Annotated in this window: 17 protein-coding genes, 5 tRNA genes and 1 pseudogene; 18 read left to right on the top strand and 5 right to left on the bottom strand. The window is 59.8% G+C overall.

Annotation, left to right across the window (positions count from 1 at the left end):
• Positions 1 to 43 precede the first annotated feature (43 nt).
• From GM668_RS20930 to xdhB, 6 genes and pseudogenes are all read left to right on the top strand, one after another.
• Entirely contained in the window at positions 44 to 979 is a 936-nt protein-coding gene (locus GM668_RS20930; protein WP_155440898.1) for a LysR family transcriptional regulator, read from the top strand.
• A 150-nt stretch (positions 980 to 1,129) separates the two neighbouring features.
• Positions 1,130 to 3,907, top strand: a complete 2,778-nt coding sequence (locus tag GM668_RS20925) for a carboxypeptidase-like regulatory domain-containing protein (RefSeq protein ID WP_155440897.1) — start codon at positions 1,130 to 1,132, stop codon at positions 3,905 to 3,907.
• Positions 3,908 to 4,105: 198 nt separating this feature from the next.
• Positions 4,106 to 5,338: pseudogene (locus GM668_RS20920) on the top strand (allantoate amidohydrolase); the annotation flags it as partial.
• A 191-nt stretch (positions 5,339 to 5,529) separates the two neighbouring features.
• Positions 5,530 to 6,831, top strand: coding sequence for an NCS2 family permease (locus GM668_RS20915; protein ID WP_155440895.1), 1,302 nt, complete (start codon positions 5,530 to 5,532; stop codon positions 6,829 to 6,831).
• A 49-nt stretch (positions 6,832 to 6,880) separates the two neighbouring features.
• Complete coding sequence (gene xdhA, locus GM668_RS20910) at positions 6,881 to 8,365, top strand: xanthine dehydrogenase small subunit (protein ID WP_155440894.1); 1,485 nt, start codon at positions 6,881 to 6,883, stop codon at positions 8,363 to 8,365.
• A 10-nt stretch (positions 8,366 to 8,375) separates the two neighbouring features.
• Entirely contained in the window at positions 8,376 to 10,727 is a 2,352-nt protein-coding gene (gene xdhB, locus GM668_RS20905) for a xanthine dehydrogenase molybdopterin binding subunit (protein WP_155440893.1), read from the top strand.
• Between the two features lie 193 nt (positions 10,728 to 10,920).
• Here the strand turns inward: xdhB and GM668_RS20900 are convergent, their stop codons facing one another.
• Positions 10,921 to 11,469, bottom strand: a complete 549-nt coding sequence (locus tag GM668_RS20900) for a hypothetical protein (RefSeq protein ID WP_155440892.1) — start codon at positions 11,467 to 11,469, stop codon at positions 10,921 to 10,923.
• A 360-nt stretch (positions 11,470 to 11,829) separates the two neighbouring features.
• Between GM668_RS20900 and GM668_RS20895 the strand changes: the two genes are divergently transcribed.
• The 4 genes from GM668_RS20895 to GM668_RS20880 all read left to right on the top strand — a co-directional run bounded on the left by GM668_RS20895 (position 11,830) and on the right by GM668_RS20880 (position 15,287).
• Positions 11,830 to 13,080 (top strand): helix-turn-helix domain-containing protein, encoded by a 1,251-nt coding sequence (locus tag GM668_RS20895; protein WP_155440891.1) that lies wholly within the window; start codon positions 11,830 to 11,832, stop codon positions 13,078 to 13,080.
• A gap of 49 nt (positions 13,081 to 13,129) precedes the next feature.
• Positions 13,130 to 13,774 (top strand): Vgb family protein, encoded by a 645-nt coding sequence (locus tag GM668_RS20890; RefSeq protein WP_155440890.1) that lies wholly within the window; start codon positions 13,130 to 13,132, stop codon positions 13,772 to 13,774.
• A 49-nt stretch (positions 13,775 to 13,823) separates the two neighbouring features.
• The gene (locus GM668_RS20885) at positions 13,824 to 14,408 is read left to right on the top strand and encodes a flavin reductase family protein (protein ID WP_155440889.1); all 585 of its coding nucleotides are present in this window, start codon (positions 13,824 to 13,826) and stop codon (positions 14,406 to 14,408) included.
• Positions 14,409 to 14,525: 117 nt separating this feature from the next.
• The gene (locus GM668_RS20880) at positions 14,526 to 15,287 is read left to right on the top strand and encodes a substrate-binding periplasmic protein (RefSeq protein ID WP_170305740.1); all 762 of its coding nucleotides are present in this window, start codon (positions 14,526 to 14,528) and stop codon (positions 15,285 to 15,287) included.
• Positions 15,288 to 15,331: 44 nt separating this feature from the next.
• Here GM668_RS20880 and GM668_RS20875 read toward each other — a convergent pair whose 3' ends face one another.
• The 4 genes from GM668_RS20875 to rnr all read right to left on the bottom strand — a co-directional run bounded on the left by GM668_RS20875 (position 15,332) and on the right by rnr (position 20,383).
• A complete protein-coding gene (locus GM668_RS20875; RefSeq protein WP_155440887.1) occupies positions 15,332 to 16,015 on the bottom strand; it encodes a YceH family protein in 684 nt (227 codons plus the stop codon).
• A 10-nt stretch (positions 16,016 to 16,025) separates the two neighbouring features.
• A complete protein-coding gene (cysE, locus tag GM668_RS20870; RefSeq protein ID WP_155440886.1) occupies positions 16,026 to 16,766 on the bottom strand; it encodes a serine O-acetyltransferase in 741 nt (246 codons plus the stop codon).
• 173 nt (positions 16,767 to 16,939) lie between these two features.
• The gene (gene rlmB / locus GM668_RS20865; protein ID WP_155440885.1) at positions 16,940 to 17,686 is read right to left on the bottom strand and encodes a 23S rRNA (guanosine(2251)-2'-O)-methyltransferase RlmB; all 747 of its coding nucleotides are present in this window, start codon (positions 17,684 to 17,686) and stop codon (positions 16,940 to 16,942) included.
• A 12-nt stretch (positions 17,687 to 17,698) separates the two neighbouring features.
• The gene (gene rnr / locus GM668_RS20860) at positions 17,699 to 20,383 is read right to left on the bottom strand and encodes a ribonuclease R (protein ID WP_155440884.1); all 2,685 of its coding nucleotides are present in this window, start codon (positions 20,381 to 20,383) and stop codon (positions 17,699 to 17,701) included.
• Positions 20,384 to 20,621: 238 nt separating this feature from the next.
• Here rnr and GM668_RS20855 point away from each other — a divergent pair.
• From GM668_RS20855 to GM668_RS20820, 8 genes are all read left to right on the top strand, one after another.
• Positions 20,622 to 20,706 (top strand) — tRNA-Leu (locus GM668_RS20855).
• A gap of 212 nt (positions 20,707 to 20,918) precedes the next feature.
• Positions 20,919 to 21,003: transfer RNA gene (locus tag GM668_RS20850), tRNA-Leu, on the top strand.
• Between the two features lie 30 nt (positions 21,004 to 21,033).
• Positions 21,034 to 21,118: transfer RNA gene (locus tag GM668_RS20845), tRNA-Leu, on the top strand.
• A 280-nt stretch (positions 21,119 to 21,398) separates the two neighbouring features.
• Positions 21,399 to 21,483, top strand: a tRNA-Leu gene (locus tag GM668_RS20840).
• Positions 21,484 to 21,513: 30 nt separating this feature from the next.
• Positions 21,514 to 21,598, top strand: a tRNA-Leu gene (locus GM668_RS20835).
• Positions 21,599 to 21,781: 183 nt separating this feature from the next.
• Entirely contained in the window at positions 21,782 to 23,980 is a 2,199-nt protein-coding gene (locus GM668_RS20830; RefSeq protein WP_155440883.1) for an ATP-binding protein, read from the top strand.
• 8 nt (positions 23,981 to 23,988) lie between these two features.
• Positions 23,989 to 24,183, top strand: a complete 195-nt coding sequence (locus GM668_RS20825) for a hypothetical protein (RefSeq protein WP_155440882.1) — start codon at positions 23,989 to 23,991, stop codon at positions 24,181 to 24,183.
• A 50-nt stretch (positions 24,184 to 24,233) separates the two neighbouring features.
• Positions 24,234 to 24,770 carry a phasin family protein gene (locus GM668_RS20820; protein ID WP_155440881.1) on the top strand — a complete coding sequence of 179 codons (537 nt, stop codon included), beginning with the start codon at positions 24,234 to 24,236 and terminating at the stop codon, positions 24,768 to 24,770.
• Positions 24,771 to 24,779 lie beyond the last annotated feature (9 nt).

Genomic DNA, 24,779 nt, shown 5'->3' with positions numbered 1-24,779 from the left:
CCTGTTATGCATAAGTGAAAATAACCGACCTCAGGAGAGACACATGTCACGCTTGCCAGAACACCTGGACCTTCACCTCATACGTATCTTGTACCTGCTGTTGTGCGAAAAGAATGTCTCGCGCGTAGCCTTGAAACTGAATCAACCGCAGCCGTCGATCTCCGCGTCGCTGCGTAAATTGCGCGAATTGACGGGTGATCCGCTGCTGGTGCGCGGCGGCCGCGGCATGGTGCCGACCCAGCATGGTGAAAGCCTGTTGAAGCCGGCCAAGCGCATCCTGGATGAAACGGAAGCCCTGTTCAGCCCGAAAACCGCGTTCGTGCCGCAGGAAGAAGCGCGCACTTTCCGCATCGCGGCGCCGGACTATATGAATACGCAATTCTTCACGGAAGTCATTGCCCGCGTGCGCCGTGAATCGCCAAAAAGCCGCCTCGTAATCCACGCACTGGGCCCGGACGCGGACTATGTGCGCCTGCTGTCCGATGGCGAGCTGGACCTCGTGATTGCCAACTGGGACGAGCCGCCCCACCACTTGCATATCTCGAAACTGTTCGACGATCCGATCGTGTGCCTGATGCGCGCCAACAGCGCGTATGCACGCCGCACGCCGAAAGATGGCATGACGGTGGAAGATTATCTGACCCTGCCGCACGCGGCGCCGGCGCTGATTTTGCCTGGCTACCATGGCAACATCGATGCCTTCCTGGAGCAGCAAAACATGGAACGCAACATCGTCGTGGAATCCGCGCACTTCCGCATGCTGCCCTACATCGTGGCGCAAACCGACCTGGTGCTGACAGCCGGCCAGCAGTTTGCGAATTTCTATGAAAATACCCTGGGCTTGAAGTCATACAAGGTGCCGGTGAAATTCCCGCCGCTGCGCTTCTATCAACTGTGGCACGAGCGTGCGCACCATGCGACGGAGCACAAGTGGCTGCGCGCGCAGGTCAGCACGGCGGCGCGGTTGCTGGCGAAATAACAACGCCCCGCTGAGCCCCCACGGCGCCCCCGGGCACGTGAAATGTTTCCGCGGAGAATATTTGTTGACGTGAATTTCTTTACGGTCAATACTTGCCAAATAGAGCAGCCTATTTGACAACCAGCCGCCAGGCCCACGTAAGGGAATGCAATGCCAACATTCACGCCCTGCACTTCCAGCCGTTTTTTCGTCGCGTGCGCCGTCGCAGCGTTACTGAGCGCTTGCGGAGGCGACAGCAACACAGATAGCCAGCCGCGCGCCCGCCAGGGCGGCCTGGATGTGGCGCCCGGCGCAGAACAGCCCGTCGGCAATGAAACCGTCAAGGGGGAAGTCCGCGGCTTGAATGGCGTCATCGCCACCGTGGTCTTGAGCGACCAGGCGAAGTTGCTGATGACAACGGAAACTGACCCGCAGGGCCGGTTCCAGTTTACCGGCGTGCCTTATGGCGCGGCATTCGTCAAAGTCGAAGCCGAGGGCTACCAGCTCAGCCCGCCGCAATCCATCCTCGTCAGCGCCCGCAAGTCAACGCTGTCCACGCTGCCCAGCCAGCGCAATACACTGGTATTTTCCGCCACCACTGCCGACGCCGGCTCGTTCCAGTTCGTGTGGAATAACGTGACGGGTGCGCAAGAGACCGGGGTGCCGCAAATTAACGCTGCACCGGTCATCAAATACCTTGATGAACCAGTGCCTGCACCGAATTACAGCGCAGGCGCAAACTTGCTGTTTTCCTACAATGTCACGCTCAGCGACAAAGGGGTCAAATGGAACCAGGAATATGCGGCGCGCCTGCTGACGACCTTAGGCACCATTCCCACCCGCTACCTGGGCCAGGCGTATACCGCACCGCCTTTCCGCATTTCAAAATGGGAGTTGACGGACCAGTATATCGATGGCGATATCCGTATTGACCGCAAGCCGGGCGGCGACGCTGTCGTGCTATCGACCGCTGCGTTTGTCTATGCCACGCCAAGGCTGGTCACGCTTGACGGCGTGCAGGGCCGCTACTTTTCCAAGCGCCTGCACCATGCGCTGGTGCGCTTTGCCACCCAGGACGGCACCGATGCCGACGCGGCCGAACAAGTGCTGAACCAGCGCTTTGGCGTCAGCACGCGGATCGATGATTACAGCCGGTTGACGGCCTATACGACGAAGGAGAACGCCGACAAATTTGCCCCCTTCAAGCCGGACGAACTTGTCCGGCTGATCAATGCCATGGAAGAAATGCCGGACACCTTCCACAAGATCGACGGCCTGAAATATGTAGTGCGCCGCGGCTATGGCTACACCAATCCGGTCGACCGGCGCATCATTGCGCAAGCCTATCCTGCTGCCGGCTACATTGAATTCACCGACCAGGCGCTGGCTGAATCGCAAAGCGTCTCGCCGCAGCGCATCATCCTGCATGAAAAGACGCACTTCCTGTGGGCCAATGTGTTTTCCGCCAAACAGAAGGATGACTGGATCAAACTGGGCGGCTGGACCCGCGACCCGCAAGACGCTACCAAATGGCGCACGACCCAGACCACGCAATTCGTTTCCGCGTATGGCCACGATACCAATCCGGAAGAGGATATGGCCGAGTCCGTGTCCAGTTATGTCATTACGCCGGAATTGCTGCAATCACGCGCCATCGACAAATTCAATTACCTGAAGGAACGCATTTTCCTCGGCGACCGTTTCGTCTCCGTGATCCGCAAGGATCTCACGTTTGACGTCTTGAACCTGCGCCCTGATTACTATGCGCCCGGCTTGGTCAAGCAATTGAAGATCAACGTCACCGGTGCGCCGGCCGCCGATAAAACAGCGACTGCCTCAATTGAATTGTTCAGCGATAGCGACCCATCGCCGGGCGCCACCCAATGCATGGTCGAGCTGACGGCGCCGTCCGGCAATTGGGAGCACCGCAAAAACCTGTACTTCTGGCCCACGCTGGACGACGGGACGCGGCGAAATGGCTCCAATGTCAACAAGACCGTGCTGACTGCCGAATTGAATTTTTCAAAGTATGCCGAACGCGGTTATTGGCAGCTAACCCGGGGGAATTGCGTCGACGTGGCGGGCAATGTCCGCTACCTGGGCGCCGACGAACTGGGCAATGGCGCCATTTACATCAACAATCCCGAGCAATCGCCCGGCGCCCCTAAATACGAGCCCGGTTCGATGAAAATCACCGCTACGCCGGTGCTGGTGGATGGCCATCTGCAGCACCGTGTCACAGCCACCTGGAAAATGCTGCCGCACCCACTGGCCATCATGGGGCCGTTCGCGCAACTGGCCAATATCGATACGTTAGACAGCAGGGTCTATCTTGATGGCGGCGGCTACGACCCGGCGACACGTACCGCCACCGCCACGTTTACCGTCCCTTCTTTCTACAAGAGCGGCCGCTTCGGTGTGATGCGGATCGTTATGGATGATGCGGGGGAAAACCGCCTGGACATGAATTTCCCCGATGCGGCCAGCGGCGAACAGCCGGTCGGCGTCAATATCGTTAACCAGGAGGCCGATGGCGGGGAAGCGCCGGAACTGGACTTGAACCGTATGACGGTTTCCGCCACCCCGACGCAACCATCCGCCCCGAACGGAGAAACCATCGTAAAAGTGGCCTTCTATGTCCGCGACGATGGTTCGGGCTTCGCCAACCTGTACCTGAACCTGCAAAACCCGCAAGGACAGATATTCCCGTTTTACCTGATGGTCGATCCGGCCAATCCCGGCAGCTTCCTGTCCGGCTTCGACTACAGCACGACGCCGTTCAAGGGCGATCCAAAAGCATGGCGGCGCTATGAAGCCATTGCCACCTTGCCGGTCGGGTCCGTGCCCGGCCAATGGGGGATCAGGAACATGTTCCTCGCCGATAAAGCCGGCTTCGGCAAATACTATGAATTCGTCGAGCTGATGCATTTCGAAGTGTCCGGCAAATAGCGCGCCACAGCGCATATCAACGCCAGCCTGCGGGCTGGCGTTGTCAATTTTCGGCCCGGCGCCGACTATACACCTCCCCCACCATCACATATCGTCATGACCATATAAGTCCGGCGTTGCGGCCCTCTATGATCGATTCGCATCATCACCACCGGAACCCGTACGATGACGACGCTGAAGCAACTGAACACCCCGCAACAGAATGCATTGGGCGCCACGATCGTGGCATGGGCTGAGCAACTGGGTACGCTCAGCGAAGATCAACACGGTTTGACGTGCACGTACATGACAGCCACGCACCGCGCGACTGCGATCCATCTCGCGCAGTGGATGCGCGAAGCGGGCATGCATGCGCATATCGACGCAGTCGGCAATGTGGTGGGCCGCTTCCTGTCGACGGATCCGCAAGCCCGTACCTTGATCACGGGTTCGCACTACGACACGGTGCGCAACGGCGGCAAATATGACGGCCGCCAGGGCATCCTGACCGCCATTGCAGTCGTCAAACACATGAATGACAAAGGTATTTCCCTGCCCTTCCACCTGGAAGTCATTGCCTTTGCCGAAGAAGAAGGCGTGCGCTTCAAGAGCACGTTCCTCGGTTCGTCCGCCGTCATCGGCCAGTTCGACCCGGAGTTATTGGAGTTAAAGGACCGCGACGGCATCCTGCTGCGCGACGTGCTCGCCGAAGCGGGCCAGGATCTCAGCTCGATCGACGCCATCGCACGCGACCCATCCGACTTGCTCGGCTATGTGGAAGTGCATATAGAACAAGGCCCCGTGCTGCTCGACAAAGGCTTACCGGTCGGTATCGTCAGCTCGATTGCAGGCAGCCGCCGCTTCCAGGTGGAATTCAAAGGCGTGGCCAGCCACGCCGGAACGACACCGATGGCGCTGCGCAAAGATGCCGCCACGGCCGCTGCGGAAATCCTGTTATACGTGGAACAGCGCTGCGCACAAGACCAGGAATCGTCCTTGGTCGGCACGGCCGGCCAGCTGCACGTACCGAATGGCTCCGTCAACGTAATCCCCGGCGCCTGCCACTTCTCGCTCGACATCCGCGCCGCCAATAACGCGGCCCGCGACGCGGCCGTGGCCGACATCATGGCAAAAATTGAAACAGTGTGTCAATTGCGCCACATCGAATACACCGTTGAACAGGTGGCCGAAGCGGGCTGCGCCCCGTGCGCGCCATGGCTGATGGCGCAGCTGTCCAGCGCCGTGGAACGGGCCGGTGTCGCGCCGTTCCAGCTGGCTTCCGGCGCCGGCCACGACGCCATGCTGATGTCGCGCGTCACGGACGTCGCCATGCTGTTTACCCGCTGTGGCAATGGCGGTATCAGCCATAATCCGCTTGAAACCCTGTCCCCGCAAGATGCCGATATCGCGGCCCGCATCCTGCTGGATTTCCTCCGCCATTTCAAGCCCAAACCGGCCCGTCCAGCCACCCGGAGTGCCAAACTATCATCACCAGCCGAGCCGGCCACCCAGGAATATACGGAATAATCAATAAAGGGTATGCCCTTTCTCATAAGCAGCGACGCAGCCCATCAGCGACAGTACATATAACGCAGCATATAAAGACTGCGCGATACCAATGTGAGCGAGCGGAGAGACGCGAAATGAACTTCCTGGATAACTACTTCAAGCTTAGTGCGAACTCTACCTGCGTGCGCACCGAAGTGCTGGCAGGCTTTACCACCTTCCTGACGATGGCGTACATCATCTTCGTCAACCCGTCCATCCTCGGCGATGCGGGCATGCCGAAAGACGCCGTCTTCGTCGCCACCTGCGTGGCAGCCGCCATCGGCACCCTGATTATGGGCTTGTATGCGAATTTCCCTATCGGCCTGGCGCCGGGCATGGGTTTGAATGCATATTTCGCCTATGGCGTCGTGAAAGGCATGGGCTTCGCATGGGAAGCGGCGCTGGGCGCCGTGTTCATCTCCGGCTGCTGCTTCTTGCTGGTATCGCTGCTGCGCATCCGTGAAAAAATCATGAATGCGATCCCGCCATCGCTGCGCACGGCCATTCCTGCCGGCGTGGGCTTGTTCCTGGCGCTGATTTCACTGAAAAACGCCGGCATCGTCGTGTCCAGCCCCGCCACCTTCGTCACCATGGGCGACTTGCACAAACCTGCGCCCGTGCTGGCCATCGTCGGCTTCATGGTGATCGTCGCGCTGGACCGCCTGCGCGTCACCGGCGCCCTTTTGATCGGCATTATGACCGTCACCGTGCTGTCGTTCTTCTTTGCCGGTAACGAATTCCACGGCATCGTGTCGGCCCCGCCATCGATTGCCGCCACCGCCCTGAAACTGGACATTGTGTCGGCCGTGTCGCATGGTTTGCTGAATGTGGTGCTGGTGTTTTTCCTGGTTGAACTGTTTGACGCCACCGGCACCCTGATGGGCGTGGCGCAGCGCGCCGGCCTGATGAAAGACGGCAAAATGCCGCCCGCCATGAACAAGGCCCTGCTGGCCGATTCCGGCGCCATTATTGCCGGTTCCATGATGGGTACGTCGTCCACCACGGCATTCATTGAAAGCGCAGCAGGCGTGCAGGCTGGTGGCCGCACGGGCCTGACGGCTGTGACGATTGCCGCCCTGTTCCTGCTGTCGCTGTTCATTGCTCCCCTGGCCGGCGTCGTGCCGGCTTATGCAACCGCCCCTGCCCTGTTCTTCGTTGCCTGCCTGATGCTGCGCGAGCTGACGGAGATTAACTGGGCGGAAACCACAGAAAGTATCCCGGCCGTTGTGACCGCGCTGGTGATGCCTTTCACTTACTCGATTGCCAATGGCCTGGCCCTCGGTTTCATCAGCTACGCTGGTTTGAAACTCTTGACTGGCAAACATCGTGAAGTCAGCTATATGCTGTGGGGAATTGCGGGTATTTTCCTGTTCAAAACAATTTACTTACCCGGCTGATCATCATTAGCGATTGTCCGATATAAAAATTAATAGAGGAGTCTAGAAAATGTCCCAAGAGCAGTCTCAACCGATTCGGTTCTTCTATCAGGGCAAAGTCCATGAAGTGACGGACGTCGCCCCAACCCGCACGCTGTTGCAGCACCTGCGCGAAGACCACCACTGCACCGGCACCAAGGAAGGCTGTGCCGAGGGTGACTGCGGCGCCTGCACCGTGGTGATCGGTTCCCTGGTCAACGGCGAACTGGAAATGCGCAACGTGAACTCGTGCATCCAGTTCGTTCCAACCTTGGACGGCAAAGCCGTCTTCACGGTGGAAGACCTGAAGCAAAAAGACGGCAGCCTGCACCCGGTGCAGGAAGCGCTGGTGGAATGTCACGGTTCGCAGTGCGGTTTCTGCACGCCAGGCTTTGCCATGTCGCTGTGGAGCCTGTACCTGAAACAGGAAGGCCAAACCGAGCCGGTGTGCCGCAAGACCATCAATGAAACCCTGTCCGGCAACCTGTGCCGCTGCACCGGCTACCGTCCTATCCTCGATTCGGCCCAGCGCATGCTGGAATTGCCGAAAGTGGACTTCGACAAGGCAGCGCTGGCAGCCGCCCTGCAAGAAATTCAACGAGACAAAATGTTCAGCTACACCCATAGCGGCCAAACGTTCTATGCGCCGCGCACCCTGGCGGAACTGGCGCAACTGCGCGCTGAACAGCCGACCGCCACCATTTTGGCCGGCTCCACCGACGTGGGCCTGTGGGTCACCAAGCAAATGCGCAACCTGGGCAACGTGATCTACGTGCGCATGGTCAAGGAATTGCACAACCTGGGCATCGTCGATGGCATGCTGGAAATCGGCGCCGGCGTGTCGCTGGATGACGCGTACAAAGCTGTACTGGAACACTACAAGGATGCATCGCTGCACGAACTGTGGCAGCGCTTCGCGTCGCAGCCGATCCGCTCGACCGGCACCTTGGGCGGCTCCGTTGCCAACGGCTCGCCGATCGGCGACTCGGCCCCATGGATGATTGTGCTGGGCGCGGAAATCGTGCTGAATGGCTCGCAAGGCCGCCGCTCGATGCTGCTGCAAGACTTCTACCTGGATTACATGAAGAAGGATTGGCAGCCGGGCGAATTCGTGGAAGCTGTGCGTATCCCGCTGCCAAAGGCAAACCAGCAATTCCGCACGTGGAAACTGTCGAAGCGCTACGACCAGGATATTTCCGCCGTGGCCGCAGCGTTTTCGCTGGAACTGGACAACGGCATTGCGCGCAACGTGCGCATCGCTTATGGTGGCATGGCCGCCACGTCCAAGCGCGCGCCGAACGCGGAAGCCGCCATCGAAGGCAAGCCATGGAATGAAGCCACGATGAAGGCAGCCCACGCAGCACTGGCAACCGACTACACGCCGCTGACCGACATGCGCGCAACAAGCGAATACCGCATGAAAACCGCGCAAAACCTGGTGCAGCGCTTCTGGCTGGAGACCCGTCCTGACGGCGCCCTGCCAGCATCTTCCGTCAACGCTTTCGCATTCGCTTAAGGAGCCATTCATGAACAGCAAATCCGAAGCCTTCATGACCATCGGCGCAGCGAAGGGCTGGGCTGAAGTTGGACAAAACCACCCGCACGAATCGGCCATCCTGCACGTGCTGGGCGAAGCCACTTACACCGACGACATCCCTGAAGCGCAAGGCACCTTGCACGCCGCGCTGGGCACGTCGCCGAAAGCGCACGCGCGCATTATTTCGATGAACCTGGACCCGGTGCGCGCCATGCCAGGTGTGGTTGACGTGCTGACGTACAAGGATATCCCCGGTACCAACGATTGCGGCCCGATCATCCATGACGACCCGATTTTGGCCGAGGAAAAGGTTGAATACGTGGGCCAGCCGATGTTCGTCGTCATCGCCAAAACGCACGACCAGGCCCGCCACGCTGCCCGCAAGGCGGAAATCCAGTGGGAAGAATTGCCGGCCATCCTGACGCCGGAAGCGGCGCGCGACGCGCAATCGTTCGTGGTGCCGCCGATGCGCCTGGAGCGCGGCAATGCGGCCGAAGCATTCAAGAAGTCGAAGAACTTCCTGAAAGGCACCTTGCACGTGGGCGGCCAGGAACAGTTTTACCTGGAAGGCCAGATTTCGTACGCGCTGCCAAAAGAAGGCAATGGCATGCACGTGTATTGCTCGACCCAGCACCCGACTGAAATGCAGCACGTGGTGGCCCACGCGCTGCACTACCCGTCGCACGCCGTGCAAGTGGAATGCCGCCGCATGGGTGGCGGTTTTGGCGGCAAAGAGTCGCAATCGGCGCTGTGGGCTGCCTGCGCGGCGGTTGCCGCCGCCAAGCTGCGCAAGCCGGTGAAACTGCGCGCCGACCGAGACGACGACATGATGGTCACGGGTAAGCGCCACTGCTTCTACTACGAGTATGAAATCGGTTACGACGACAATGGCCTGATCACCGCCGCGAAAGTGGAAATGGTATCGCGCGCCGGTTTCTCGGCCGACCTGTCGGCGCCCGTAGCCACCCGCGCGGTCTGCCACTTCGACAATACCTACTACCTGTCGGACGTGGACATCCGCGCCATGGCCGGCAAGACCAACACCCAGTCGAACACCGCATTCCGCGGCTTCGGCGGCCCGCAGGGTGCGATCTGCATCGAATACATCGTCGATGAAATCGCCCGCAATCTGGGCATGGACCAGCTGGACGTACGCAAGGTGAACTTCTACGGCCGCAACGACGAAGAAGGCCGCAACGTTACGCAATATGGCCAGAAGGTCAAAGACAACGTCATTCACGAACTGGTGGCGCAGCTGGAAGCGGATTCGAACTACCGCGAACGCCGCAAGGCCGTGGACGCATTCAACGCCACCAGCCCTGTGCTGAAAAAGGGCCTGGCCATCACGCCGGTGAAATTCGGTATCGCGTTCAACGTGACCCACTTCAACCAGGCCGGCGCGCTGGTGCACATCTACACGGACGGTTCCGTGCTGGTGAACCACGGCGGCACGGAAATGGGCCAGGGCATCAACACCAAGGTGTGCCAGGTGGTGGCGCATGAACTGGGTATTCCGCTGGCCAAGGTGCGTGCTTCGGCTACCGATACGTCGAAAGTCGCCAATACGTCGGCCACGGCGGCATCGACCGGCGCGGACTTGAACGGCAAGGCTGCGCAGGATGCTGCAGCCACCTTGAACAAGCGCCTGCGCGAGTTCGCGGCCAAGACGTATAACGTGCCGCCCGAAGACATCGTGTTCGCGGCAGGCATCGTGTATGCCGGTGAAGTGACGACGACGTTTGCCGACCTGGTGGCAGCGGCCTACCTGGCGCGCGTGCAACTGTGGTCGGACGGCTTCTATGCAACGCCGGGCCTGTCGTGGGACCGCGCATCGATGACGGGCAACCCGTTCGGCTACTACGCTTACGGCGCGTCCGTATCGGAAGTCATCGTGGACACGCTGACCGGCGAATGGAAACTGCTGGACGTGAATGCGCTGTACGACGCGGGCAACTCGCTGAACCCAGCCATCGACGTGGGCCAGGTGGAAGGCGCGTTCATCCAGGGTATGGGCTGGCTGACGACGGAAGAACTGTGGTGGAACAAATCGGGCAAGCTGATGACGCACGCCCCGTCCACGTACAAAATCCCTGCCGTGTCGGACTGCCCGGATAACTTCAATATCCGCCTGTTCAAGAACCGCAATCCATTCGACAGTATCCACCGTTCGAAAGCAGTCGGCGAACCGCCGCTGCTGCTGCCGTTCTCCGTATTCCTGGCGATCCGTAACGCAGTGTCGTCCGTGGGCGATCACAAAGTCAACCCACCGCTGCGCGCACCGGCGACCAGTGAAGCGATCCTGGATGCGGTGGAAGCCGTGAAAGCAAAAGTTTCCGCGTAATGTAAGCTAAGCGTTCAACGCGCAAAGCCGGACTGGCCGCAGGGCTGGTCCGGCTTTTTTTGCGCCTATCGCAACGAACACCTCGACACTCTACATGGGCAGTATTTTTCACTGGTGAAGAACCAACACGGCCGCTGTATGCTGGAAAGAGAGGCACAACAGTGCAAAAAAAGTTTTGCGAAATTCACATGCATTACCTTCTTTTAATTCTTCTAAATACTTCGCCTTCATAGTAGTGCATTGCCGCCCATTGATGAATTTTTTTAACCAGCAATTCCAAATCGGCCTTACCGGCAACTTCATCGTCGCCTACCAAAACATAAGTATTTAATACAGCATTCTTTTCACAAAAACCCATTGACTTTACTTTCCCAGCACTATCTCTCGCTTGTTTTCTGCCACAGCGAAAATTAATCAATCCCACCGCGGCTATCCTTTTTTTCGCCCCATCGACAATGGCCACAGCTTTCTCGGTACAACTTTGTACCCTGCAACCATAAACCATTATATAGTTTCCGAAATTTTCAGGCTTTCCAGCTATTGAAGGCCCGATCAACTCCACAAGAGCTGAGGAAACTTTAACATTGGGAAGATAAATGTCTTCCCGCATATCACCAAATGCCGATTTGGCATCCTGACGTATAATCTCCAAAACTTCGTCGGTTGAAATATCCGCTTCTGCCCAAACAGGTACAGAAAAAAAGTAAACCAGAAGAAGAAACAAACCACTCATGATTTTCACACTAAACCCTCCACACAGAATTCAGTTCGGATTCCAAATGTAAACTTTCACCGCGATGAATATGTGAGATGCAGCTTGAGAAAACCTCTCCAGAAAATTATTTCACGAAAAATCAACACCAAAACTCACAAATTGTCACGGAATTAATATTAAAATTTATATCATAGTTCTGGTTGATTTTTTGGCAATGATTGAGCTGCGCATCAGTATCAGAACGCCGCAGCCAGAACGACACGCGGTATTCCCAGAAAGCAGAGCCGGATGTGGCAATACGATGGCGCTAAATATGCTGTAAAGCGTAAAGATGAAGTATCGGCGTAACTAACGGCCGGCATTGCTTTTCGTGTAGGCTGGCGTGTTATGGATTCCCTGATCACTGCTTCCGCCCGCGCGCTGGCTGCCGGCGATCCGCTGGGCGCGCTGAAAAGAATCGCGCTGCGTGATGATGCGCCGGCGCTGGCGTTGCGCGGGATTGCCATGGCGCAGTTGGGCGAACTGGCGCGCGCCCGTGAATTGCTGAAGCTTGCCTCCCGCAGTTTTGGGGCGCGGGAAGTAGTGGCCAGGGCGCGCTGTGTGGTCGCTGCGGCGGAAGTGGCGCTGGCCATGCGGGATTTCACCACCACGCCCCGCTCGCTGGCAGCCGCCGCCCATGCGCTGGAAATACATGGCGACCCGGTCAATGCGTTGCAGGCCCGCCTGATTGCCGCGCGCAGGCTATTGCTGCTGGGGCGCCTGGCCGACGCGGAAAGCATGCTGATGCAAGCCAATGCCGCTACCGCTTCAGTTGCGGCGGCCATACCACCTGCACTGGTTGCTGTCGGCAATTTGATTGCAGCGGAAATCGCCTTGCGCGCCCTGCGCACTGGCGACGCCCGCATGGCACTGGCCCGCGCGTATTCGGCTGCGCAGCGCTCCGGCATTCCGGCGCTGTACGCGGAAACGCAAGAAGCCCAGGCAGCATTGCAGCGCCCTGCCGCCCGGCGCATCGATGCCGACGGCGAACATGCGCAAACACTGGACGGCGTTGCGGCGCTACTGGCGTCTGAATCGCTGACCATCGACGCTTGCCGCCGGGGACTGGCTGCCAGCGGCTACTTTATACCGCTAGCCAAGCGCCCTGTCCTGTTTGTCCTGGCGCGCGCGCTGGCGGAAGCCTGGCCCGGCGATGCCGACCGGGAATCCTTAATTACTGCAGCGTTCCGCACCCGCCACCAGGACGACACGCACCGGGCGCGCTTGCGCGTAGAAATTGGCCGCCTGCGCAAGCTGGCCGCGCCGCTGGCGCGCATTGAAGCAACGGCCCGCGGCTTTGCCTGGCAGCTACGCGATGGGCAACAAGCCGCCGTGCTGGCGCCGCCCATTGCAGGTGAACAGGCGGCGTTGCTGGCACTGCTTTCCGACGGCGCCGCGTGGTCGACGTCGGCGCTGTCGCAAGCCATGGATACCAGCCAGCGCACCGTGCAGCGCACGCTGGCCGATCTTGAATCGGCGGGACAAGTGCGCGCCATCGGCCAGGGCCGCTCACGCCGCTGGCTGGCGCCGCCATTAGCCGCGCCGCTGAACGGATTCACGACACTTTTGTTACTCCCTGCGGCCCTGCCGATTGGATAGAGTGGCCTTGTGGCGCCACTTATGGCCGCCCGCCACCAAGGAGAAAACCATGAATAGCACCAAAGTCAGCACAGCAGAAATCGTCCGTGAATATGGCCCATTTAACGGCGCGGAACGCATCCACGGCGTTTCCCACGACGGCCAGCGCGTGTGGGCCGCCACCGGTGATGCGCTGGTCGCATTCGATCCTGCCAGCGGCGATACCGTGCGCAAGCTGGACGTCGCATGCGATGCGGGAACTGCTTTCGATGGTTCCCATCTCTATCAAATTGCCGAAGCGCGCATCGACAAGATCGACCCGGCCACCGGCAACGTCCTGTCATCGATTCCCGCCCCGGGCAAAGGCACAGATTCCGGATTGACGTGGGCCGAAGGCAGCCTGTGGGTAGGAAACTACCGCGACCGCAAGATCCATCAAATCGACCCGGCCACGGGCGCCATCCAGCGCACCATCGAATCCAACCGATTTGTTACGGGCGTCACATGGGTCGATGGCGAATTGTGGCATGGCACGTGGGAAGGCGACGACAGCGATATCCGGCGCATCGATCCCGCCAGCGGCGCCGTGCTGGCGCGTCTGGAAATGCCACAGGGGACAGGCGTCAGCGGCCTGGAATCCGATGGCGCGGGACTGTTCTATTGCGGTGGCGGCGCCAGCGGCAAAGTCCGCGCAGTACGGCGCCCTACTGCCTGACACGGGCAGCTTCACTATAATGGCTGGCTCTGACATCGCAGGAGCCAGCATGAATCAACCTATCGCCGCCGTACCACTGCCCAAAGCTTACCGCCTCCTCAACCACGGCCCGACCGTGCTGGTTTCAGGCCGCCAAGGCGGCACCGATAACGTGATGGCCGCCGCGTGGTGCTGCGCACTGGATTTCTCGCCGCCGAAATTGACCGTGGTGCTGGACAAGGCCACGAAAACCCGCGAACTGATTGAGCACAGCGGCATGTTCGTGATCCAGGTGCCCACTGTCGCACAGGCGTGGATGACGAATGAAGTCGGCAGCCACAGCCTGCGCGAACAGCCGGCCAAGCTGGCGCGCAGCGGCGTCGAACTGTTCGCCATGGAAGGCTTCGACCTGCCGTTCGTGGCTGGCTGCTCGGCATGGCTGGCCTGCAAGCTGATTCCGGAACCGCATAACCAGCAGACTTACGACTTGTTCATCGGCGAAGTGACCGCTGCCTGGGCCGATACGCGCGTGTTCAGCGATGGCCATTGGCACTTTGAAACCGCAGATCCTGCCTTGCGCAGCCTGCACCATATCGCGGGCGGGCATTTTTATGCGATTGGTGACGCCGTCTCCGGGACGGCTGCAAAAGTGTGACTTCAAAACAAATATGTTGTTTGCACAATATAGCAACTGTCATGTTTAAAGCATCGAGATCAACCGGGAAAGCAAGTAGCATCAGACGGAAGATAAGCAGTGCCGACGATGTTTCCCATGAAGAATGCACTTTTGACCGCCTTGCTAGCATTGCACACGGCCGCCTTTGCGGCAGAACCACCGCTGCGTGTATGCAGCCTGGTCCTCGCGCCCCAAACCATGAAAGACGCCGGCGACCAGCCGGCCGGCTATGCCGTGGAAGTCCTGCAAAACGTGGCCGGAGCCCTGCGGTGGAACATCCGCATTGATTACATGCCGTGGGCGCGCGTCGTGTCGGAGATGAAGCTGGGCCGCTGCGACATGGCCATGACGGTGCTGCATTTCAAGGATTATGCGCAATTCATGCTGTTCCCGCATGAAGCCATCCTTGACCAGAAAAACGTGTTGGTGGTACGGCGCGGCAGCGGTATCCGGTTCGATGGCAACCTTGAAAATTTCATGCGCCAGCATTCAATCGGGCTGTATGCCGACAAGCGCGTCAATGATGAATTCGAGACATTGCGCGCAGCGCCCTGGGCCCAGGTCGATACGGTACCGAGTGCGGAATTGAACATGAAAAAACTGCTGGCGAAGCGCTTTGACGCCATCGTGGAAAACGATTTGAACGTCACGCATGAAATGCGCAAGCTGGGCAAGCTCGATGAAGTGGACATCCTGTCGCCGCCACTGAGCGTGACGCCGGCATATATCGTGTTTGCGCACAAGCCGGAATCGCTGCGGCGCATGCGCCAGTACGATTACGCGCTGGCGCAATTCAAGCGCACGGAAAAATTTCGGGTATTGACGGCTCGCTACCTGCCGGAAGGAGGGCCGAATTAAGGGCGGGTTCCATGGGGGCGCCGAGCCGAACCCGCCCTACGATGTCACTCAAACTGTTTCTTGAACTCGGCAAACTGCGCCGCCAGGTCCGACACTTCCTGCCGCAGCTGCGACACCTGTTCTTCCAGCGCCGCCACGCGCCCTGCCTGCGTACCCTGCCCCGCACCGGCAGAACCGCCAAAACTGGCCGCGGTTTCTTCGCGCGCCAGTGCGTCTTCGCCGGACAGCAAATGGCCGTAGCGCGGTTCTTTCGCACCCGGCGCCACATTCAGGCGGCTGACCAGCGGCGGGTATTTGTCGATCAAGAATTGCAGCGCCTGCTCGACATCCTGCACAGTCTTGAATTCATGCATGCGGCCCGTGCGGGTGCGCACTTCGCCAGCTGTTTGCAGGCCGCGCAGCATCAATACCGTCAGCACCGCCACCTTGTCCTGTTCCAGCGACCACTTGATGCGCATGCGGTGCTCGTACTTGGTCACGCGGGCGCCGGCCTGCGTGATGCCGTTGACGAACTTGCGCTGCATCAGGCGCTGCAGCGTATCGGCCACGGTTTCTTCAGACAGCGACATCACGGGGTCGCGGCTCGATAACTGGTTACACCCGTTGGTGATCGCATTGAGCGACATCGGGTAATTGTCGGGGGTGAGCGCTTCTTTTTCTGCCAGCACCGCCAGCACCCGTACTTCGAACGGGTCCAGCAGGTTGGGATTGTCTGCATCGGTTGTCATGCGCTGTTCCTTATTCCACAAGCTTGTTCAATTGGGCGGGATCGAATTTATCACACTCGGGCAATGCCTTACAGTCCAACCCCGCCGCTTTCATGGTTGCGGCCAGCTGTTCGATTTGCCGCTCCTGCACGGCGGCGTGGTCGATCAGGGCCCGCAGCGCCTTCGACAGCGGGTCGTCGCCATTCGACGTGAGGCCATAGGACGTAAATAAATTCGCGACGGTGGCGGGCGCCGCATCCTTTTGCACAATGTGCGCCGGGTTGCCAACTGCCGTTGCGCCGGGCGGTACCGGCTTTAACAGCACGGCATTCGAGCCAACCTTGGCATATTCACCCACAGTGAAATTGCCCAGCACTTTCGCTCCGGCGCCAATGATGACGCCCCGCTCCAGCGTCGGATGGCGCTTGGCGCCCGTGGCCAGCGACGTACCGCCCAGGGTCACGCCCTGGTAAATCGTGCAATCGTCGCCCACCACGGCGGTTTCGCCGATGACGACGCCGAAACCATGGTCAATGAATACGCGGCGCCCGATGCAGGCGCCGGGATGGATTTCTATGCCGGTCAGGATGCGCGCCAGGTGCGACGTGAAACGGCCCAGCCACTTCATATGGTGGTGCCAGCACCAGTACGCCCAGCGGTGCATGACAATGGCGTGCAAGCCGGGGTAGCACGTGAGTACCTCCCATCCGTTACGGGCGGCGGGATCGCGGTCGATGATGCTATTGATGTCTTCTCTCAGGCGATGGAACATAAAGCGCATAAGGTTATGACCGATATGCGCATCGTAGCGCATTCGGGCAGCTGTTGCTCGGATATGGAATGTTGGGGCGCTTGGGGCGCAGCGGAAACGCACGCTTGACGGGTCGAACAAACCCGCCAAGCGCAGTTTGAAGGCGCCTCTTCGCAGAGGCCGCCGTAGCCTGTTTAGGCTTCTTTGGCGAGGCGCTGGCGGCGCGCCTCGTACAGACAGACGCCGGAAGCGACTGAGACGTTCAGGCTCTCGACGGTGCCGAACATCGGGATATTGACCAGCATGTCGCAGGTTTCACGGGTCAGGCGGCGCATGCCCTCGCCTTCCGAACCCATGACCAGCGCGGTCGGGCCCGTGAAGTCGGACTGGTACAGGCTCTTTTCGCCGTCGTCGGACGTACCGATCAGCCAGATGTCGCGGTCTTTCAAGTCGCGCAATGTGCGCGCCAGGTTCGTTACCGTAATGTAGGGCACGTTTTCCGCGGCGCCGCTGGCAACCTTGGCGGCCGTGGCGTTCAGGCCGACGGCGCGGTCTTTCGGCACGATCACCGCGTGCGCACCGGCGCCATCGGCCACGCGCAGGCAGGCGCCCAGGTTGTGCGGATCGGTAATGCCATCGAGGACCAGCAGCAGCGGCGGGCCTTCAATCGCATCGAGCAATTCATCGAGGTTGCGCGCCAGCGAAATTTGCTGGGCAAACGCGATCACGCCCTGGTGGCGATGGGTGCCGACGATCTTGTCGAGGCGAGACGAATCGACCGGCATCACGCGCACGCCGAGCGACTTGGCGTTGGCCACCAGGTCCGTCATGCGGCGGTCGTTGCGGGCGATATCGACGAAAATTTCTTCCACGGACGACGCTTCGTGCCGCAGGCGCGACGTGACGGCGTGGAAGCCGAAAATCATTTTGTTCTTGGACATTGCTGTATTGACTTAGCGTTTCTTCTTGCTCTTGGCTGCGGTAGCAGTTTTTGAGCGCTTGGGTTTTGCAGCCTTGGCTTTGACGCCTTGGGCCTGGGGTTTTGCAGCCGCCTTGGCGGCAGGGTTGGCAGCCGGGCGGGCTGCCGTGGTGCGGGACTTGCCGCCGGCGCTGTTGCGCGAGCGTGGCGGCGGCACCAGTGGTTCATACAGCGGTTCCAGATCGTATTTCGACGGCAGCTTGTCAGCCACCCGCACGCCCGCCTTTGTGCCCGCCTTCGTGCCCGCCTTTGCGCCGGCTTTCGGCGCCGCACCGGCTTTGCCTGGCTTACCGGCGGCAGCGCCCTTGCCGGCCGGCTTGCGGCGGCCACGCGGTGCTGCCTCTTCTTCGTCGTCGAAATCTTCTTCATACAGCGGCGTAATGCGCGGACCACCGCCAGCCTCCGGCTTGCGCACGCCGATACCCGCTGTTTCCGATGCCGCCAGGCGCAAGTCGATCTTGCGTGTATCCAGGTCAACCCGCACCACTTGCACTTTGACCTTGTCCGTCAGCTGGTAGCGCTTGCCCGTGCGTTCGCCCTTCAATTCGTGGCGCGCATCGTCGTATTGGAAGTAGTCGGCGCCCAGGTCGGTGATGTGCACCAGGCCCTCGACAAACAATTCTTCCAGCTGCACGAAGATGCCGAACGTCGTCACGCCGGTGATCATGCCGGTGAATTCCTCGCCCAGCTTGTCCTGCATGTAATAGCACTTGAGCCACTGTTCCACGTCGCGCGACGCTTCGTCGGCGCGGCGCTCATTGGCCGAGCAGTGCACGCCCAGCGCATCCCACACGGTCAGGTCGGCGGCCGCTTTCGGCGACTTGCCTTCCTGCTTGTCTTTCAACTGCTGGCGGCGCGTTGCGTTCGACACGGCGGTATTTAATACGCTCTTGTCGCCGATCTTCGGCTCGTACTTCTTGCCCAGCAAAATCGCCTTGATGGCGCGGTGCGTCAGCAAATCCGGATAGCGGCGGATCGGGCTCGTGAAGTGTGCGTACGCTTCATAAGCGAGGCCGAAGTGGCCGATGTTGTCCGGGCTGTAGACCGCTTGCTGCATGGACCGCAGCAGCATGGTTTGCAGCAGCGACGCATCGGGGCGCTCCTTGATTTTGCCCATCAGTTCCGCGTAGTCGGAAGCGGCCGGCGTGTCGCCGCCGCCCAGGCTCAAGCCCACCTGCTTCAGGAAGTTGCGCACTTGCGTGAGCTTTTCCTTGGTCGGCCCAGCGTGGATGCGGTACGTGCCAGGGTGCTTGTGGCGCAGCAGCAGGTCGGCCGCGCATACGTTGGCAGCCAGCATGCATTCTTCGATGACCTTGTGCGCATCATTGCGGGTGCGCGGGATGATTTTTTCAATCTTGCCGGACGGGTTGCAAACGATGTACGTTTCCGTCGTTTCGAAATCAATCGCGCCCCGCACCAGGCGGGCTTTTTGCAGTGCGTGGAACACGTCATACAAGTTTTGCAGGTGCGGCACCAGCGGGCCGCGGCGTACCGCTTCCGGCCCCTTCGTGTTGGCCAGGATCGCGGCCACTTCGTTGTACGTGAAGCGGGCTGCCGAGTGCATCACGGCCGGATAGAACTGGTACGCCTTGATTTCGCCCTGGGCGGTAATCACGGCATCGCACACCAGCGACAGGCGGTCGACATTCGGGTTCAGCGAGCACAGGCCGTTCGACAGTTTTTCCGGCAGCATCGGGATCACGCGGCGCGGGAAATACACGGACGTGCTGCGCTCCAGCGCGTCGCCATCGAGGCCGTCGTTCGGCTTCACGTAGTGGCTGACGTCGGCAATCGCGACGATCAGGCGGAAGCCTTTGGCGCGGCCGATTTTCACCGGTTCGCAATACACGGCGTCATCGAAGTCGCGCGCATCTTCGCCATCAATCGTCACCAGCGGCACGTCGCGCAAATCCACGCGGTCCGCCAGGTCTTCTTCGCGCACGAAGTCCGGCAGTTTTTTGGCCTGGTTCAGCGCTTTGTCGGAAAAGATGTGCGGCACGCCGAACTTGCGCACGGCAATTTCGATTTCCATGCCCGGGTCGTCCAGCGCGCCCAGCACTTCCACCAGGCGGCCCATCGGCTGCTTGAAGCGGCCCGGCTGTTCCGTCAATTCCACGCTGACAATCTGATCCGCCTTGGCCTTGCCGACGGAACCCTCAATGATGATGTCGTGCGAAATGCGCTTATCTTCCGGCACCACCAGCCACACGCCGTTTTCACGCAGCAGGCGGCCGATGATGTGGGTATTGGCGCGCTGCACCACTTCGACGATGGTGCCTTCGGCGCGGCCACGGCGGTCCAGGCCGACGACTTTGGCCAGCACACGGTCGCCGTGCATGACTTTTTGCATTTCCCGCTCGGACAAATACAAGTCTTCGCCCGGCTCATCCGGGATCACGAAACCGTAGCCGTCGCGGTGGCTGCTGACACGGCCGGCAACAAAACCGGAGTGGTCGGCCAGCACATAAAAGCCGGAGCCATCGGACACGATCTGGCCGTCGCGCTCCATCGCGTTCAGGCGGCGTGTCAGGACGGCATGGGAATCAGCTTTGACTTTGAGCGACAGCGCGAGTGCACGCAAGTCGAGCGGCGCCTTGGCGCTGCGGAAGATGCCGAGAATTTCCTCGCGGCTGGGAATAATGTGGGTAGATTGGTTCAAAAGTGTTTGGTCTTATTATTAGTTGGTGGTTTTTGATTTTGCATATATATGGCGTAGTGTACCGGAGGTCGCGCCAATCACCTAACCACGGTTCGGGCATTTGACAACGGCTGGGATTGCTCTATAATCCGTGTCTCTTGCAGCAGCGATGTTGCGGGATAGGCAGGTCGATACGCAGTATGGAATGGCAACGTTCATCTGGCGTGAGACTGGCCAAATTGCTATAATAGCAGACATTGCCCACGTGGCGGAATTGGTAGACGCGCATGGTTCAGGTCCATGTGCCGCGAGGTGTGGGGGTTCGAGTCCCTCCGTGGGCACCAAAAATTCCGTAAAAAAGCCTTCATCAGTCAGAACGCACTCAAGATCGCGTTCAGTACGGATGAAGGCTTTTTTCATTTCCGCGCCCTCCCCGGTTACTGCTGCAGGTTTTTTCTGGATTTCATGAAAATACCCTTGACCGATGCCGCAACACCCCTTAAGATGCGTGCCTTCTGTTGCAGCGACACCGCAACAGAGCGACAAAGAAAGCAGCGCCCACGTGGCGGAATTGGTAGACGCGCATGGTTCAGGTCCATGTGCCGCGAGGTGTGGGGGTTCGAGTCCCTCCGTGGGCACCAGCGCTGATTTCGATGTCTCTGTAACACATTGCCCACGTGGCGGAATTGGTAGACGCGCATGGTTCAGGTCCATGTGCCGCGAGGTGTGGGGGTTCGAGTCCCTCCGTGGGCACCACAGAATTCCGCAAAAAAGCCGCAGACTTTCACGAGTCTGCGGCTTTTTTCATTTCCGCGCCCCTGCTATCGGAAGCGCAAGGCACGATAGTGCTTTTGGCTGGCAGTGCCAGGCACCGGCGGGAAAAGCAATATTTCCCAAACCCTCGGTGCCAGGCACCAACATAGAAAAGCAATATTTTCCGAAAAACATCGAAATACCCTTGACCACCCGCATCCAACCCCGTATAGTTCGGGCCTCTGTTGCAGCGACAACGCAACAGAGCGACAAAGAAAGCAGCGCCCACGTGGCGGAATTGGTAGACGCGCATGGTTCAGGTCCATGTGCCGCGAGGTGTGGGGGTTCGAGTCCCTCCGTGGGCACCAGCGCTGATTTCGATGTCTCTGTAACACATTGCCCACGTGGCGGAATTGGTAGACGCGCATGGTTCAGGTCCATGTGCCGCGAGGTGTGGGGGTTCGAGTCCCTCCGTGGGCACCACAGAATTCCGCAAAAAAGCCTTCATCAGTCAGAACGCGTTCAAGACCGCGTTCAGTACGGATGAAGGCTTTTTTCTTTTCTGGTGTCTCACCTTCCCCATCCTCATATGCAAGTGTGTTGTTACCGCACAGCACCTTGTACTACACTGGGCTAACATTCTGCTTCACCGGGGAAATCCGCTCGATGGCGTCAACTCAGCCGCAAACCATCTTGATTGTCTCAGGCGCCGCCTATGACATCGCGGCGCTGGAATCAGCGCTGGCGGAATATGGTTTCCGCGTTCATGTCGTCAACCGCGGCGACGCCGCCCTGGCCGCCGTGCGCGAAGGCAGTATTTCCCTTGTCCTGGTCGAAGCAGCACTGGCCGGCAGCGCCAGCTTTGAACTGGTGCAACGCCTGCTGGCCGCAGCGGACGAAGGCAAGCTGCCCGTCCTGATGATGTCGCCCACCCCGACCGACGATGAACACCGGCGCGCGCTGGAAGCCGGCGCCAGCGGCTACCTGCAATTGCCGCAATCGGTCCAGGAAGTCGTGGAGCAAGTACTGGTGGAATTGACGGTGCGCCACGCGTGGCCGACCCGCCCCGGCTCCGCCAAGCTCGATGCCGAGTCGCTGGAAGTCAATTATTTCTCGATGATGCTGTCCACGCCGGACAGCGTGATGCTGTTCGATGCAGAACACGGCCACCCGGTCGCCATCAATGCCAGCACCGAGCGCTTATTGGGACGCACCAGCGCGGAATTGCGCTCACTGCGGCTGGAAGATTTGTGTCCACCCGAACAGCCAGACGGCACGCCGTCCGCACAAGCCGTACAGGATTTGATGCGCCGCGTACTGGCCGGTGAAGTCAAAGTGTTCCAGATGACGTTCCAGCACAGCAGCGGACGCCGCATTGACTGCGACTTGCGCCTCGTCATGCTGAACAAGGATGGCCGGCGCCTGTACCACATGCGCATGGTCGATGTGACGGGCCATAAATTGGCCGAAGCGCTGCGCTTTGGCCAAAACAAATTGCTGGAAATGATCGCGCGCGGCGCCCCGCTGCAGCAGACATTGGACAGCCTGATGCTGCTGATTGAAGCGCAGTCGCCCGGCGTGCTGTGCTCCACGCTGCTGCTCGATACGGATGGCAAAACCATGCGGCATGGTTCCGCGCCGAGCCTGCCCCAGGAATATATGGCAGCCATCGATGGCCTGGCCATCGGCCCTGGCGTCGGTTCGTGCGGCACGGCCATGTTCCGCAAAGAAGGCGTCATCGTCAACGATATCACCACCGATCCGCTGTGGCAGCCCTACAAGGCGATAGCGGAAAAGTTCGGCTTGCGGGCCTGCTGGTCGATGCCGATCTTGCTGGACCAGGACACGGTACTGGGCACGTTTGCCATGTATTACCGCGAACCGCGCAGCCCTGGACCGGACGATTTGCGCCTGACCGGCGTGGCCACCCACTTGGCCGGCATCGCGATTGCCCGCATGCGCCATGAAAATGAATTGCTGCGCCACCGCGGCCACCTGGAAGAATTGGTGGAAGCCCGCACGGCCGACATGCGCCGCGCCATGGATGCGGCCGAACAAGCCAACGCGGAATTGCAAAAAGCACTGGAAAACTTGCGCATGACGCAAGATGAACTGGTGCGGCGCGACAAGCTGGCCGCGCTGGGCGCGCTGGTTGCCGGCGTGGCCCACGAATTGAATACGCCGATCGGCAACAGCCTGATGGTGGCCAGCACGATGGTGGAACGCACGCGCACCATCCGCAACAGCACGGACACAGGCATGCTGCGCCGCTCCGCACTGGACGCCTACCTGCAGCAGGCGCAGGAGGCAGACGACATTGTCGTGCGCAATTTGCGCCGCGCCGCCAACCTCGTGCAAAGTTTCAAGCTCATTGCAGTCGATACGGACAGTGCGCAGCGCCGTACGTTCTTCCTCGATAACTTCATCTCGGAATTGATCTTGCCCCTGCATGCGATGGTCAAGCACACGGAAGTGCAAGTCGAACAGGACATCCCCTACCACTTCGACATGGACAGCTATCCGGGCCAGTTAGGCCAGGTGATCCAGGTCTTGTTTGAAAACAGCATCACGCACGGCTTCGCAGGCCGCGCAGGCGGCCACATTAAAATTGCCGCGCGCCGCCTGGCGGACAATACAGCGCAACTGACGTTCGAAGACGATGGCGCCGGCATCTTGCCGGAACATTTGCCCCGCATTTTCGACCCGTTTTTTACGACGCGCCTGGGCGCCGGCGGTTCCGGCCTGGGCTTGCACGTGGCGCACAACATCGTCACGGGCGTGCTGGGCGGGCGCATTACCGTGGAAAGCACGCCAGGCGCCGGCACGCGTTTTTCCTTGCTCTTGCCATCGAGCGCCCCGCTATAATCATCTGCATGAAAATCCTGCTGACATTATTCCTGGCCGGCGCCTGCACGCTGCTGGCAGCCGAACCCGCCGCATGGTATTGGTGGGTCAGCAAAATCGACGGCGCCCGCGTCTGCTCGCAAACGCCGCTGGGCGATGGATGGGAAAAGATACCCCGTCCCTATAGAGATAGCCGTTGCGAAAAATTAGCAATTGCCAAATAATGGGCTCATAACAAGACTTTGCTGTTCCACCTAAAAAACGAGGAGAGCCAATGTTTACAAGTCCTGAGCAATTCGCCGCCACCACCAAGGCCCTGTTTGAATTCCAGCTGGAGACGTTCAACACGCTGGCCAGCAAGACCGTACAAGGCGTCGAGCAAGTGGTGGCATTGAACATGGCCACTGCAAAATCCAGCCTGGAAGACCAGCTGGCTGCCGGCAAAGACTTGAGCCTGGCCCGCGACCCGAAAGCCGTGCTGGCCGTGGCCGCCTCCAAAGTCCAGCCTGGCATGACCAATGCCAAGGAATACCACCAGCAGCTGGGCGAAATCATCACGGAAATGCGCGATGAATTCAACCGTGCGGCCGACGCCCACATGACGGAAGCGAAAACCACGCTGTCCGCGCTGATTCACGATGTGACGAAAAACGTCCGTCCCGGCTCGGAAAATGCCGTGCAAATTGTCAAAGCCGCCATCGACAATGCGTTTGCCGGCTATGAACAGGTGACCACGGCAGCCCGCCAGGCGGTGTCCAATGTGGAAGCGCAAATCGCCAAAGCGTCCGCGCAAGTCACCGATCCGCAATAACGCTTCCCG

Origin of the sequence: Pseudoduganella ginsengisoli, assembly GCF_009720865.1 — a bacterium.
Classification (GTDB): Bacteria; Pseudomonadota; Gammaproteobacteria; order Burkholderiales; family Burkholderiaceae_D; genus Rugamonas; species Rugamonas ginsengisoli.
The sequence above is the reverse complement of the archived record's forward strand: the minus strand, read 5'-3'. Positions and strand labels throughout refer to the sequence as shown.